Source organism: Streptomyces sp. NPDC059255, assembly GCF_042752355.1.
GTDB lineage: Bacteria > Actinomycetota > Actinomycetes > Streptomycetales > Streptomycetaceae > Streptomyces.
On the sequence record NZ_JBHYZP010000003.1, the window covers coordinates 118,671 to 132,514 of the forward strand.

Annotated in this window: 11 protein-coding genes; 4 read left to right on the forward strand and 7 right to left on the reverse strand. The window is 71.3% G+C overall.

Features of this window, described 5'->3' with window-relative positions; genetic code table 11:
* Positions 1 to 276: 276 nt before the first annotated feature.
* The 3 genes from ACFXKG_RS06135 to ACFXKG_RS06145 form a co-directional block, all read right to left on the reverse strand.
* Positions 277 to 948, reverse strand: coding sequence for a PadR family transcriptional regulator (locus ACFXKG_RS06135; RefSeq protein ID WP_384833117.1), 672 nt, complete (start codon positions 946 to 948; stop codon positions 277 to 279).
* Between the two features lie 119 nt (positions 949 to 1,067).
* A complete protein-coding gene (locus ACFXKG_RS06140; RefSeq protein WP_384833120.1) occupies positions 1,068 to 1,949 on the reverse strand; it encodes a hypothetical protein in 882 nt (293 codons plus the stop codon).
* A gap of 115 nt (positions 1,950 to 2,064) precedes the next feature.
* Positions 2,065 to 3,753: a protein kinase gene (locus ACFXKG_RS06145; RefSeq protein ID WP_384833123.1), complete on the reverse strand. Its 1,689-nt coding sequence runs from the start codon at positions 3,751 to 3,753 to the stop codon at positions 2,065 to 2,067.
* Positions 3,754 to 4,191: 438 nt separating this feature from the next.
* On the opposite strand from ACFXKG_RS06145, the gene ACFXKG_RS06150 reads away from it, so the two are divergent.
* Positions 4,192 to 5,829: a protein kinase gene (locus ACFXKG_RS06150; protein ID WP_384833127.1), complete on the forward strand. Its 1,638-nt coding sequence runs from the start codon at positions 4,192 to 4,194 to the stop codon at positions 5,827 to 5,829.
* Between the two features lie 105 nt (positions 5,830 to 5,934).
* Here ACFXKG_RS06150 and ACFXKG_RS06155 read toward each other — a convergent pair whose 3' ends face one another.
* From ACFXKG_RS06155 to ACFXKG_RS06165, 3 genes are all read right to left on the reverse strand, one after another.
* Positions 5,935 to 6,909, reverse strand: a complete 975-nt coding sequence (locus ACFXKG_RS06155; RefSeq protein WP_384833705.1) for a phosphotransferase — start codon at positions 6,907 to 6,909, stop codon at positions 5,935 to 5,937.
* A 285-nt stretch (positions 6,910 to 7,194) separates the two neighbouring features.
* Entirely contained in the window at positions 7,195 to 7,611 is a 417-nt protein-coding gene (locus tag ACFXKG_RS06160; RefSeq protein ID WP_384833130.1) for a pyridoxamine 5'-phosphate oxidase family protein, read from the reverse strand.
* 182 nt (positions 7,612 to 7,793) lie between these two features.
* Positions 7,794 to 8,453 (reverse strand): response regulator, encoded by a 660-nt coding sequence (locus ACFXKG_RS06165; protein ID WP_384833708.1) that lies wholly within the window; start codon positions 8,451 to 8,453, stop codon positions 7,794 to 7,796.
* A gap of 333 nt (positions 8,454 to 8,786) precedes the next feature.
* Here ACFXKG_RS06165 and pdhA point away from each other — a divergent pair, with 333 nt between their 5' ends.
* Genes pdhA through ACFXKG_RS06180 form a run of 3 tightly spaced genes read left to right on the forward strand, consistent with a single transcriptional unit; the run spans position 8,787 to position 12,537 of the window.
* The gene (pdhA, locus tag ACFXKG_RS06170; RefSeq protein ID WP_384833133.1) at positions 8,787 to 10,043 is read left to right on the forward strand and encodes a pyruvate dehydrogenase (acetyl-transferring) E1 component subunit alpha; all 1,257 of its coding nucleotides are present in this window, start codon (positions 8,787 to 8,789) and stop codon (positions 10,041 to 10,043) included.
* Between the two features lie 2 nt (positions 10,044 to 10,045).
* Positions 10,046 to 11,029, forward strand: coding sequence for an alpha-ketoacid dehydrogenase subunit beta (locus ACFXKG_RS06175; RefSeq protein WP_384833136.1), 984 nt, complete (start codon positions 10,046 to 10,048; stop codon positions 11,027 to 11,029).
* Positions 11,030 to 11,037: 8 nt separating this feature from the next.
* Entirely contained in the window at positions 11,038 to 12,537 is a 1,500-nt protein-coding gene (locus tag ACFXKG_RS06180) for a dihydrolipoamide acetyltransferase family protein (RefSeq protein ID WP_384833140.1), read from the forward strand.
* 152 nt (positions 12,538 to 12,689) lie between these two features.
* Here ACFXKG_RS06180 and ACFXKG_RS06185 read toward each other — a convergent pair whose 3' ends face one another.
* Positions 12,690 to 13,622, reverse strand: coding sequence for a D-alanyl-D-alanine carboxypeptidase family protein (locus tag ACFXKG_RS06185; RefSeq protein WP_384833143.1), 933 nt, complete (start codon positions 13,620 to 13,622; stop codon positions 12,690 to 12,692).
* Between the last annotated feature and the right edge of the window lie 222 nt (positions 13,623 to 13,844).

Below are 13,844 nucleotides of genomic sequence, written 5' to 3' on the forward strand. Positions count from 1 at the left end.
GGGGGGGGGGGCTTTTCGGGGGGGGGGGCGGGGGGGGGGGGGGGGGGGGGGGGGGGGGGGGGGGGGCGGGGGGGGGGGGGGGGCGGGGGGGGGGGGGGGGGGGGGGGGGGCGCCCCCCGCCCCCCCCCCCCCACCACTGGTGGCCGACCTGCCGGTGGCCGATCACCGATGGCCGACCTGCCGGTGCTCGGCGGTCTGCGCTCGACGTGATCGGCGCTCGGGCGGTCTGCGCTCGACGTGATCGGCGCTCGGCGGCCCGCGCTCGGCCGTCGGTTCTCAGCCGCCGGGCGTCGCCCCGCCGGGCTGGTGCGCCAGCTTCGCGGGCACCCCGCCGGAGACCTCCCCGGGCCCCCCGTCCGGCGGGTCGTCCGCGAGTTCCCCGGCGCCCTTCGCCGGCCGGTCCTCGCGCAGCGGCACCACCGCGAGCCGGATCAGCCGGACCTCGCAGTGGTCGAGCCAGCGGGCCTCGGCCTCCGTCTGGAAGATGAGCTGCTCCAGGACGAGCAGCCAGGCCACCTCGTCCCGGTCCTTCGGTACGGACTCCAACGCCTGCGCCTTGAGCCGGGTGTAGTCCTGCATCGCCTGGATCGTGTGGCGGCGCTGCGACTGGATGACCTCCCGGATGTCGACCCCCGGCGAGCCCACCGCCATGGCCAGCTTGATCGCCAGCTCGTCCCGGGGCGGGCTGGCCCGGTCGACGGGCGTACGGAACCAGGACTTCAGCTCCGTACGGCCGGCGGGAGTGATCACGTAGAGCGCGTGTCCCGCCTCGTCCTCGCCGTCCTGGGCGACCATGCCGTCACGCTCCAGCCGGCTGAGGGTCGTATAGACCTGGCCCACGTTGAGCGGCCAGGTGGAACCCGTGCGCGACTCGAACTCCGTACGGAGCTGAGAGCCGTAGCGCGGGCCACGTTCCAGGAGGGCGAGAAGCCCGTGGCGAATCGACATACTCAGTATGTATACCGAGTATGTCGTGGCCTGCAAGGGACCTGAGGTGGACGTAGTAAGTACGCCGTAAGTACTACCGCGATGGGCGGGAAGAGGGAGGCGGACGGCAACAGCGCAGGTCAGCGCTGCCTCAGCCGCACTCCGAGGAAGCCGAGCCCGAGCCCGATCAGCGTGATTCCGGTGCCCAGGGTCAGTACGGATACGGGACGTCGTGACGCGTTGGTGACAAAGGCGGAGTCCCGTTCGCGGGGCGCGTCCGCGTCCGGGGGGTGGGCCGCCGAGGACGCCTCCGGGATCGGCGCGACCCCCTCGGGCAGCACCTCGTACTCCCCCGCCGTCCCGTTCTCGTCGGTTTCGTCGGTCCCGTCGTTCCTGTCGGTCCCGGCGTCCTTCCCGTGCCGGTCCGGCCGGGCGCGCGAGGGGGCCGCCGGGGTGGCCGAGGGGGTGGCCGAGGGGGGTGTCGAGCGGGCGGGGTGCGTGGCGTCGCCGGAAGGGGCCACGGAGGCGGCGGAAGCGGCGGAAGCGGCGGGCGACGGTCCGCCGGGGCGCCGGCCGGCCGCCGCGCCCGTGCCGGTCTCCTTGCCCGTCCCGCTTCCGGTCTGCTTGCCCGCCGTGCCCGAGGTGTCGGTCGTATCCGTCGTGCCCGTCTGCGGGTCGCGACCCGTGTCGCCGTCCCCGCCGCTGTCCCTGTCGCTGCCCGTCCCGCCGCCCGGGTCGTTCTCGTGATCGCTCCCGGGGGCCGTGTCCCGGCCGCGCCCGGGGCCGACGGCAGGCCCCGCCTCCTCGGGCCGTACGACCTGCCCGCCCGTCGGTCGGCCCGGACGGGGTCGCCCCTCGCCCGCGGGCCGCGCCACCGAAGCGGCGGGCTCCGGCGCCGCCACGAAGGCCTCGGGTGCCACGGCCGCCCCGGCCTCCTCGCCGGACGCGACGGGCGCGGCCAGCAGCAGCGCCGCGACGGCGACCGCGGTCGCGCCGGAGAGGCGAACGGAACTCGAACTCACCGATTCAGCGTCACATGTGACACCAGAACCGGCATCTCGGGCATTTCGTTACGGGTCGTCGTGGTGAGCCCGTCGCGAGCCCGCCGCGAGCCCGGCGTGATCCCGACGACAGGCCTCAGCCCGCGTCCCCCGTGGAGATCGTCAGCTCGAACTCCTGGTCCTTGGGGCGGATGGCCGCGCCCGGCTCGGGGTACTGGGTGATCACGATGTCCTCGGCCTGTGCGCCGTCGTCCTTCTTCTTCGGCTCCGCCCAGGTCCAGCCCGCCTTACGCAGGCAGTCCTTCACCGAGATGATGTCCTTGTACCGCAGGTCGGGGGCCTGCACCTTCGACGGGTCCAGGCTGTCCTCGGACGCGGCCGTGCACTTGTCGGAGTCGATCGTCCGGTTGCGCTCCGGGTCCCGGTGGTCCGCCGAGACCGCCGGGCCGCTGGTGTTCGCGGAGGGATCGGTCTTGTTGTCGTCCGGGCCGCCGTTCATCGAGAGGGCCGCGATCAGGCCGCCCACCGCCAGGACCGCGACCGCGACCGAGCCCACGATCACCGGGGTGTTCCGCCGGCCGCCCCCGCCGCCACCGCCCGCGCCGGAGCCCGGGGAGCCCTGCGGGGAGATGCCGTACGACTGGGGCGACGTCGGCGCGGGGGTGTGGTACGCCGGGGACGACTGCGGATAGCCGTAGGCGCCGCTCTGCGGGTGGGCCGGCGGCGGTGTCTGCATCGGGCCGTACGCGGACGCCGGGGCAGGCGTCGGGGCAGGAGTCGCGGGGCCGTAAGGGCCGGGCTGGTACGGCGTATGTACCCCCGGGGCGCTCTGGAAGGGCCCCGAGGTCTGGGCCGACTGGTCCACCGGCGGGAAGACCGCCGCGCCCACGCCCGCCCCGCTGCTGGTCCCCGAGGCTCCCGGCACGATCACCGGGGCGCCCGGCTGCCCGGCGGTCAGCACGCGCGCGCACTCGTCGCGCATCGCGTCCGCGCTCGGGAAGCGCTCGTTGGGGTTCTTCTTCAGCGCCCGCGCGACCAGTGCGTCCATCGCCGGTGTGATCGACCGGTTGACGGTGGACGGAGCGACGGGCTCCTCCTGGACGTGTGCGTATGCGATCGCCAGCGGCGAGTCCGCGTCGAACGGCAGCCGGCCCGTCAGGAGCTGGAAGAGCATGATCCCGACCGAGTACAGGTCGGAGCGCGCGTCGACCCCGCGTCCCAGCGCCTGCTCGGGCGAGAGGTACTGCGGTGTGCCGACGACCATGCCGGTCTGCGTCATCGACGTGACACCGGACTGCATGGCGCGCGCGATGCCGAAGTCCATCACCTTTACGACGCCGCGCTTGGTGATCATCACATTGCCGGGCTTGATGTCCCGGTGGACCAGGCCCATCTCATGGCTGGTCTCCAGCGCGGCCAGCACATCGGCCGTCACCTTGAGCGCCTTGTCGGCCGGCATCGCGCCGTACTGCCTGATGTCCTGCTGGAGCGCGGAGCCGAGCGGCTCGCCCTCGACGTACTCCATGACGATGTACGGCATCACCGCACCGTCGAGGGTGTCCTCGCCGGTGTCGAAGACGGAGACGATGTTGGTGTGCGACAGTTTCGCCACAGCCTGCGCCTCGCGGCGGAAGCGCTCGCGGAAGGACTGCTCGCGCCCCAGCTCCGTGTGGAGTGTCTTGATCGCGACCTGCCGGTCGAGCGCCGAGTCGTACGCGAGGTATACGGAGGCCATGCCGCCTTCGCCGAGCAGATCGCGAAGCTGGTACCGGCCGCCCGCGACCGAACCGCCCGCATAGCGGCCCCGTGCGCCGTCGTGGCTCATGACTGTGCTCCCCCTCGGCGCGCGTGTACGCGGTCGTGCCTCGCGCGGCGGTCTCGCGTCGATACCGGCGATACTGGCGCCGTGATCCCGTTATTACTGGCCAAGTCTGCCGCAGGCCACTGACACGTCAAGCCGGGTGCCCGATCCGTGACCGTAGACACAGCAAGCGTCTCGGAAGCGTTACAGGAACCGCACGGAATTTGCATGGGCAGCGAGTCGGCGGGTTTCATGGCCGGTCCATCCTGGACCGGCGTGTCACACGGAGCCTGTAGCGTGATGGCCCACAGCCAACCCTGAGCAACTCCACCCCGTGGCACCGAGTATCCCGATTCCGCCAAAGACGCAGTCACACAAGCTTCACAAAGCTCCTGAGACAGACAGACCACCCGCGGACCGCGCGTGCGGCGCACCCGTGGACAGACACGACGGCGAGGACTGATGGCACCCGAACCCGGAGCAGGCGGCGGAGTGCCGGATGCGGCGGACTCCTGGGGCGACAACGGATTGGTCGGCGGGATGGTCGGCGACGGCCGCTACCGCATGACCCACCGCCTCGGGCGCGGCGGCATGGCCGAGGTGTTCGCGGCCGAGGACGTACGGCTCGGGCGCATCGTCGCCGTGAAGCTGCTCCGCGGCGATCTCGCCGAGGACCCGGTCTCCAAGGCCCGCTTCACGCGCGAGGCGCAGTCGGTCGCGGGCCTCAACCACCACGCGGTGGTGGCGGTGTACGACTCCGGCGAGGACACGGTCAACGGGCAGACCGTGCCGTACATCGTGATGGAGCTGGTCGAGGGCCGGACCATCCGTGATCTGCTCGTCAGCGCCGAGGCCCCGCCGCCCGAGCAGGCGCTGATCATCGTCTCCGGCGTGCTGGAGGCGCTCGCCTACTCGCACCAGCACGGCATCGTCCACCGTGACATCAAGCCGGCGAACGTGATCATCACGGACGCGGGCGCGGTCAAGGTGATGGACTTCGGCATCGCGCGCGCCCTGCACGGCGCGCAGTCGACGATGACCCAGACCGGCATGGTCATGGGCACGCCGCAGTACCTCTCGCCCGAGCAGGCCCTCGGCAAGGCGGTCGACCACCGCAGCGACCTGTACGCCACGGGCTGTCTGCTGTACGAACTGCTCGCCCTGCGGCCGCCGTTCACCGGCGAGACCCCGCTCTCCGTGGTCTACCAGCACGTCCAGGACATCCCCGTGCCGCCCTCCGAGGTCTCGGACGTGGCGCCGCCGGAGCTGGACGGGCTCGTCATGCGTTCGCTCGCGAAGGAGCCGGACGACCGGTTCCAGAGCGCCGAGGAGATGCGCGGGCTCGTCCAGTACGGCCTGCAGATGATCCAGCAGCAGGGCAGCCACACCGGTACCTGGAACACCGGCCCGGTCGACGCCCACATGATGGGCGGCAACACCCCGGCGATGGGCATGGCCCAGACGACCGCGATGGGCCACCCGCCGCACGGGGAGACCGCGCAGGGCCCGATCCTGCCGCCGATGAACCCGAACGACGGCGGGTACGACGGCGGCCACAACGGCAACGGCGGAGGTCGCGGCAAGCTCTTCCTCTTCGTCGCGCTCGCGCTGATCGCGATCATCGCGGGTGTCGCGTACGCGGTGAACAGCATGGGGACCACGGACCCCGGGGGCGACACCAAGAACCCGACCACTCAGTCCCCGCCCAAGGACCCGACGTCCGAGAGCCCGAGCCCGAGCGAGTCGGAGTCCTCGCAGGAGAGCGACACGGACACCTCCACGGGCGGCAACGACTACCCGAGCTACGACCCGCCGAGCCGGCCGTCCTACTCGCCGACGGCACCGGACGAGCCGTCCGACTCGCCGTCCTCGGCCGACCCGGGCACGGCGGACGGCGGCACGGACGACGGCGGGACCGGCAGCGACCCGACGGCCGACACGCCGAGCACACCGACCGACGACAGCGGCGGCGGTGGCGGCGGCGGTGGCGGCGGCGAGACGTCCAGCGGAACCGGCACGGACGCGGGCACTTCGGCGGGCAACACCTCGGCCGGCGCGGTCCAGGGCACCACCGAGGGCGTGGGCACCTCCCAGGGCTGAGGAGCCGGCGGCCAGGAGCCCATGGGCCCCGCTGATCCCCCGGCCCGCTGATCCCCGGCCCGCTTGGCCTGCTGACCCGCCGACCCGCTGACCCGGGGCGGCGGGTCAGCCCGCGAAGGCCTCGCAGACAGCCTCGTACTCCCGCGTCCACCAGACCGCGAGGGCCGACACCGCGGCGAACAGCGGGTCGGCCCTCCGGTCGTCCAGCATGTAGCGCCACCGCAGTATCCAGAAGTCGTTGAGCCGCTCCCACCAGACCCGGTGGACCGCCGCGGCCAGCTCGGAGGCGCCCGCCCCGGCCGCCTTGCGGTAGGCCCGCGCGTACGCCCGTACCTTCGCCAGCTCCAGCTCCCCCGTCGGCCGTACGAAGAAGATCGCCGCGGCCCGGACGGCCTCCTCGGCGCGCGGCTGGACGCCGAGGCGGTCCCAGTCGATGATCGCGGCCGGCTCCGCGCCCCGGTAGAGCAGGTTCAGCGGGTGGAAGTCGCCGTGCACCCACCCCGTGGCGGGCTCCGCGCCGGGCGGCGGCCGGCGGTGGGCGTGGCGCTCCAGCAGCACCCTGCGCTCCACGAGCCGGTGCTCGGCGAGCGTGTCGAAGACCTCGCGGCGGGCCCGGCTCCGCGCCAGGACGAGGAGTTGGTCGATGAGCGCGAAGGTGTCGGCGGGGTCCGGGCTGACGTACGCGAGCGCCGCCGGGCCCGGCTCCATCACCCGCTCCAGGCAGGTGTGCACGAGCCCGAGCAGCCCGCCCAGGCGCTGCGACGCGCGGGCGGTGAGCTGCGCGCCGTCCCGGTGGCTGCCCTCGATCCAGGGATGCAGCGCGTAACAGCGCCCGCCGAGGACGGCGACGGTGTCCCCGTCGGCGCCCTCGACCGGCGGCGCGACGGGCACGCCGAGCGTCTGGAGCCGCTGGGTGGCGCGGTGCTGGCGGCGGATGGTGTCGCGGTCGCTGTCGAGGTGGTGCTTCAGGAAGTACGCGCCGCGCGTGGTGCGGAGCCGGTAGCCGTGGTTGAGCAGTCCTTGGGCGACGGGTTCGCACGACAGGGGCTCGCCGGTGTTCCGGTAGCGGCGCAGCAGCAGCCGTACGGGCGGGGCCGGGGCGCGCGGGGCCGTACGGGGAGCGACAGGTGAGGCGAGGGATGGGACGAGGGGTGAGACAAGCGGTGACACAGGGGGCGGGACAAGGGATGAGGCAAAGGGTGAAGCAAGGGGTGAGGCAAGGGGGAGGGGTAAGGCGGGGGTGGAGAGGAGGGCGGTGACAGGCGGAGCTGTGTGGCTGGCACGAGCGGCGGTGGGCCGGGGAATGACGGCGGTCGCGGCAGGCGCAGCGAGTTCATATGAGCGCGGCACTTGTCAGATGTTAGATCACGCAGCGTGTTGACTCCGTCGCTCGTCTGCGTAGTCGAGCGTGTGTACGGTGATGAACTGGGGCGTAAGCCGCATGTAGACCGGATCGAACGGTTTGCCGTCCACATGGTGAGGTTTGGCGCCGAACATTTCGATTTCCGAGGTGGTCGGCTCAATCACCTCGGCCGTCCCGGTGAACTGCACCGACCAGAGGTTGTCCGCGCCGCTGCCGTAGTTGTCCGCCCCGTACGCCACCACACCGCCGCCGCACGCCTGGTGGTATCCGTGGCCCGCGTGCATCAGCAGCAGGACCGAGCCGCCCGTCACCACATGGCGGGCGGGCGCCACGAACGGCATGGCCCGCATGCTCGTCGCCACACGTCCGTACGGTACGCGGGTGAGCAGGGCCATGGCGCGGAGTTCCTCGGTGGACATGTCGTCCACTCTCCGTCACGGAAGCCGCTCCCAACAGGGGAGACGGCCCTTGAACAACAGGACGTTGGTCCCGATTAGGACCAGGTCCGCCGCGGTACGACGCCGACCGTGGCCACTGCGTACGTACGACGCCGACCGTGGCCACTGCGTACGTACGACGCCCGCCGGGCCCTGCGGGAGGGTCAGCGTTTCTCGGCCTGGAGCCGGGCCACGTACGCCGCCGCCTGCGACCGCCGTTCCATCCCCAGCTTGGAGAGCAGGCTGGAGACATAGTTCTTGATCGTCTTCTCGGCGAGATGGAGCCGCTCGCCGATCGCCCGGTTGGTCATCCCCTCGCCGATCAGATCCAGGATCCTGCGCTCCTGGTCGGTGAGGCCGGCCATCTTGTCGTCCGGCTTGGCGCTGTTCCCCGTACGCAGCCGCTCCAGCACCCGCGCCGTCGCCACCGGGTCGAGCAGCGACCGTCCCGCCGCCACGTCCCGTACGGCCGTCAGCAGTTCGTTCCCCCGGATCGCCTTCAGTACGTAACCCGAGGCGCCGGCCATGATCGCGTCGAAGAGCGCCTCGTCGTCCGCGAACGACGTGAGCATCAGACACTTGACGGACTCGTCCCGGGATCTGATCTCCCGGCAGACCTCGACGCCGCTGCCGTCGGGGAGCCGTACGTCCAGCACCGCCACGTCCGGGCGTGTCGCCGGGATGCGGGCCATCGCGTCGGCCGCCGTGCCCGCCTCGCCGACGACCTCGATGTCGTCCTCGACGGACAGGAGTTCGAAGACGCCCCGGCGGACGACTTCGTGATCATCAAGCAGGAATACAGTGATTTTTCCTTCTTCGTGCACAGAATTCAGTCTCACACACTCACTCCTTCCCTGCCCTTCCCTGCCGCTGAGCAGCGGGATAACGTGCCGTTGTTCCGGCGGCCTGCGAGGCTGTGACCAGTGGTTGTTCCCGACTTTGCCGATTTACTTGGAAATCCAATCAAAATTGCAGGTCAGATGGGGTTTCGCAGTAATGGTGCCCACTGGGTAACGTGCCTGTGACAGGGCGCTCGCCGGGGCACCTGTCACGTCTGTCCCGATCTGGTCGCACCCACCCTGTGCGCCGGGCGGTACAGGCGAGCCGCACTGGTTCCCGGCGGATCCCGGGGGCCGGACAGACGGAGGAGCACGCACGTGACCGTGGAAAGCACTGCCGCTCGCACACCGCGACGGAGCAGCGGTACCGGTACCAAGCGCGCGAGCGCGAAGAAAACGGCCCAGAAGAAAACGGCGACCCCGAAGGGCGCGAAAGCGACCGGCCCCGGGCCCGGTTCCGAGCCGCAGCTCGTCCAGCTGCTCAGCCCCGAGGGCGAGCGCCTGGAGCACCCCGAATACTCGGCCCTCATCGCCGACATCACCCCCGAATCCCTGCGCGGGCTGTACCGGGACATGGTCCTGACCCGCCGCTTCGACGCCGAGGCCACCGCCCTCCAGCGCCAGGGCGAACTGGGGCTGTGGGCCTCACTGCTCGGCCAGGAGGCCGCGCAGATCGGCTCCGGGCGCGCGCTGCGCGACGACGACTACGTCTTCCCGACCTACCGCGAGCACGGCGTCGCCTGGTGCCGCGGGGTCGACCCGACCAATCTGCTGGGCATGTTCCGCGGCGTGAACCACGGCGGCTGGGACCCCAACTCGAACAACTTCCACCTCTACACGATCGTCATCGGCTCGCAGACCCTGCACGCCACCGGCTACGCCATGGGCGTCGCCAAGGACGGCGCGGACTCGGCCGTGATCGCGTACTTCGGGGACGGCGCCTCCAGCCAGGGCGACGTGGCCGAGTCGTTCACCTTCTCCGCCGTCTACAACGCGCCGGTCGTCTTCTTCTGCCAGAACAACCAGTGGGCGATCTCCGAGCCGACCGAGCGCCAGACCCGGGTGCCGCTCTACCAGCGCGCACAGGGATACGGCTTCCCCGGCGTCCGGGTCGACGGCAACGACGTCCTCGCCTGCCTGGCCGTGACCCGCGCCGCCCTGGACCGGGCGCGCCGGGGCGAGGGCCCCATGCTGGTGGAGGCGTTCACGTACCGGATGGGCGCGCACACCACCTCCGACGACCCGACGAAGTACCGCGCGGACGAGGAGACGGAGGCGTGGCAGGCGAAGGACCCGATCCTGCGGCTGCGCCGGTACCTGGAGCGCGAGGGCAACGCCGACGAGGCGTTCTTCGCGGCGCTGGACGAGGAGAGCGAAACACTCGGAAAGCGGGTACGTGACGTGGTACGGGCGATGCCGCAGCCGGACCCCATGGCGATCTTCGACCATGTCTACGCCGACGGGAACGCGCTCGTGGACGAGGAGCGGGCCCAGTTCGCGGCGTACCAGGCGTCGTTCGTGGATTCCGGACCCGTGGATTCCGGATCCGCCGGTTCCGCCGAGGGGGGTAACTGATCATGAGCGGCGTACAGAAGCTCCCGATCGCGAAGGCGATCAACGAGTCGCTCCGCAAGGCGCTCGAAACCGACCCCAAGGTCCTGATCATGGGCGAGGACGTCGGCAAGCTCGGCGGCGTCTTCCGCGTCACCGACGGCCTCCAGAAGGACTTCGGCGAGGACCGGGTCATCGACACCCCGCTCGCCGAGTCGGGCATCGTCGGCACGGCCGTCGGGCTGGCGCTGCGCGGCTACCGCCCGGTGGTGGAGATCCAGTTCGACGGCTTCGTCTTCCCGGCGTACGACCAGATCGTCACGCAGCTCGCGAAGATGCACGCCCGCGCCCTCGGCAAGATCAAGCTGCCGGTCGTGATCCGTATCCCGTACGGCGGCGGCATCGGCGCGGTCGAGCACCACAGCGAGTCGCCGGAGGCGCTGTTCGCGCATGTGGCGGGGTTGAAGATCGTCTCGCCGTCCACGGCGTCGGACGCGTACTGGATGATGCAGCAGGCCATCCAGAGCGACGACCCAGTGATCTTCTTCGAGCCGAAGCGCCGCTACTGGGACAAGGGCGAGGTCAACACGGAGGCCATCCCGGACCCGCTCCACGGGGCGCGGGTGGTCCGGGACGGCACCGATCTCACCCTGGCGGCCTACGGCCCGATGGTGAAGGTCTGTCTGGAGGCCGCGAACGCCGCGGCCGAGGAGGGCAAGTCGCTGGAGGTCGTCGACCTCCGGTCGATGTCGCCGATCGACTTCGACACGCTCCAGGCGTCGGTGGAGCGGACGCGCCGGCTGGTCGTCGTCCACGAGGCGCCGGTCTTCTTCGGTTCGGGCGCGGAGATCGCCGCCCGCATCACGGAGCGCTGCTTCTACCACCTGGAGGCGCCCGTGCTGCGGGTGGGCGGCTACCACGCGCCGTATCCGCCGGCCCGGCTGGAGGACGAGTACCTCCCGGGCCTGGACCGGGTGCTCGACGCCGTCGACCGCTCGCTCGCGTACTGAGGAGTGCCGTGACCATGACTGCTGACATCTCCGCCCGGTACCGGGAGTTCAGGATGCCCGACGTGGGCGAGGGGCTCACGGAGGCGGAGATCCTGAAGTGGTACGTACAGCCGGGCGACTCCGTCACGGACGGCCAGGTCGTGTGCGAGGTGGAGACGGCGAAGGCGGCCGTCGAACTGCCCATTCCGTACGACGGGGTGGTGCACGAGCTGCGTTTCGGGGAGGGCACCACGGTCGACGTGGGCGCGGCCATCATCACGGTGGACGTGGCCCCGGGGAGCGGCGGGGCGCAGGCTCCGGCCCCGGCTCCCGCTTCGGCTCCGGCTCCTGCCTCGGCTCCGGAGCAGGCCGGGGCTCCTGCCGCGGCTTCGGCCTCGACAGCGGGGGCCGGGCCGGCGGGTGGCGGCCGTACGCCGGTACTCGTCGGCTACGGGGTGGCCGAGGCGTCCACGAAGCGCCGCCCGCGCCGGGGCGCCGCTCCGGCCGTCCCGGCCGCCGCGGCTCCGGCCGCCCCGGTGCCCGGCCAGGTGAACGGACACGCGGGTATGGCGCCGGCCGCCCCCGCGCGCCCGCTGGCCAAGCCGCCCGTACGGAAGCTCGCCAGGGACCTCGGCGTGGACCTGGCGACGGTGACGCCGTCGGGCCCGGACGGGATCATCACCCGCGAGGACGTCCACGCGGCGACGGCCCTGCTGCCGGAGCGGGCCCCGGCACCGGCGCCGTCCCCGGCCGCCGCACCGTCCGCGGCGCCGGCACCGGAACCTGTCCCCGCCCGGGCCACCGTGCCCGCGTACGCCCCCGGAACCGCCCGGGAGACCCGTATCCCCGTCAAGGGCGTACGGAAGGCCACGGCCGCCGCGATGGTGGGCAGCGCCTTCACCGCGCCGCATGTCACGGAGTTCCTGACCGTCGACGTGACCCGCACGATGAAGCTGGTGGAGGAGCTGAAGTCCGACAAGGACATGGCGGGTGTACGGATCAGCCCGCTGCTCCTCGTCGCCAAGGCGCTCCTGGTCGCCCTCAAGCGGCACCCCGACGTCAACGCGGCGTGGGACGAGGCCAACCAGGAGATCGTGCTCAAGCATTACGTCAACCTGGGCATCGCGGCGGCGACCCCGCGCGGTCTGATCGTTCCGAACATCAAGGACGCGCAGGACAAGACGCTGCCGCAACTGGCCGAGGCGCTGGGGGAGCTGATCACCACCGCCCGCGAGGGCAGGACGACCCCGGCGGCGATGCAGGGCGGCACGGTGACCATCACCAATGTCGGCGTCTTCGGCGTCGACACCGGTACGCCGATCCTGAACCCGGGTGAGTCCGCGATCCTCGCGGTCGGCTCGATCAAGCCCCAGCCCTGGGTCCACAAGGGGAAGGTCAGGCCGCGCCAGGTCACGACCCTGGCGCTCTCCTTCGACCACCGGCTGATCGACGGGGCGCTCGGCTCGATGTTCCTCGCCGATGTGGGCGCGGTCCTGGAACAGCCGAAGCGCCTGATCACCTGGGCGTGATCACGCGAGCCTGATCACCTGGGCCTGATCACCTGGGCGTGATCGGCGGAGTATGACGGACAGAGGTGGGGGACGGCCGGGTCCGGCCGTCCCCCACTGTCGTTCCGCACCGTCGGTCGGAACTCCTCGTGGAGTCCCGCCGTCAGGGCCGCTCAGTCGCGCTGGGCGTCCGCCGGGAGGGTCCGGAGCTTCATCGTCTTCGCGGTCGAGGCGCCGAAGCCGTGGTCGAGCATCTTCGCCGCGTCCTTGTAGCGGTCGGAACCGTTCAGGACGACGCCGACGAGCGTCTTGCCGCCGCGCGTCGCGGCGAACACCAGGCAGGGCCCGGCGGCGGTGCCCGTGCCGGTCTTGATGCCGATGGCGCCGTTGTAGGAGCCGAGCAGCTTGTTGGTGTTGTACCAGGTGTACGTGCGCTTGCCGCCGTTCGCGGCCGGGGCCGTGGCCTTGTACGACGTGGCCTTGACGACCGCGCGGAAGTCCGCGTTCTTCATGGCGTACTGCGCGATCTTCGCCAGGTCGCGCGGCGTCGTGTAGTTGTTCCCGCCGCCCGATATGCCGTCGAAGGAGTCGAACTTGGTGTTGGTGAGCTTCAGTTCCTTGGCCTTCGCGTTCATCTTCGCGATGAACGACTTGGTGCGCGCCGCGTTGGTGGATCCCGTGCCGTACGTGTCGGCGAGGGCGTAGGCGGCGTCGCAGCCGGAGGGCAGCATCGTCCCGTACAGCAGCTGGCGGACGGTGAGCTTGTCGCCGGTGCGCAGATCGGCGGTGCTCGCGCCCTCCTTGGTGACGTAGTCGCGGTACGCCTGCTTGACGGTCACTTTGCGGTTGAGGTCCACGCCCTTGGTGCTGAGCACCACCGCGGCCGTCATGATCTTCGTCGTGCTGGCCATCTGGCGCCGGGTGTCGGCGGCCTTGCTGTAGACCGTGGCACTGGACGAATTGTTCAGCAGGAACGCGCCCTTGGCGGTGACGGCCGGGGCGGCGGCCGCCTGCGCCGGTGCGGCCAGGACGGTGACGGAGAGCAGGGCGCCCGCGCCGAGGGCGAGCACGGCGGACCTGCGCACGCCGGGGTGAGTGGATGTCAAGGAAACACTCCGAGTTAGCGAATGCGGGTGAAGTCGTCGGTACATCGTCTGAAAGCTCTGATCACGCTGAACGCTTTGAACACTTAACGCGCGCTGAACGCTCTGGATGCTACGAATCAGGGCCGTTTCGGGGCTCCTGGCGAGAGTCGGCCGAAAAGGCGTCCCGACAGAAGACCTGCGAACGGGCCTCAGAGATGTACGGATCCAGGTAATCATTCCGGA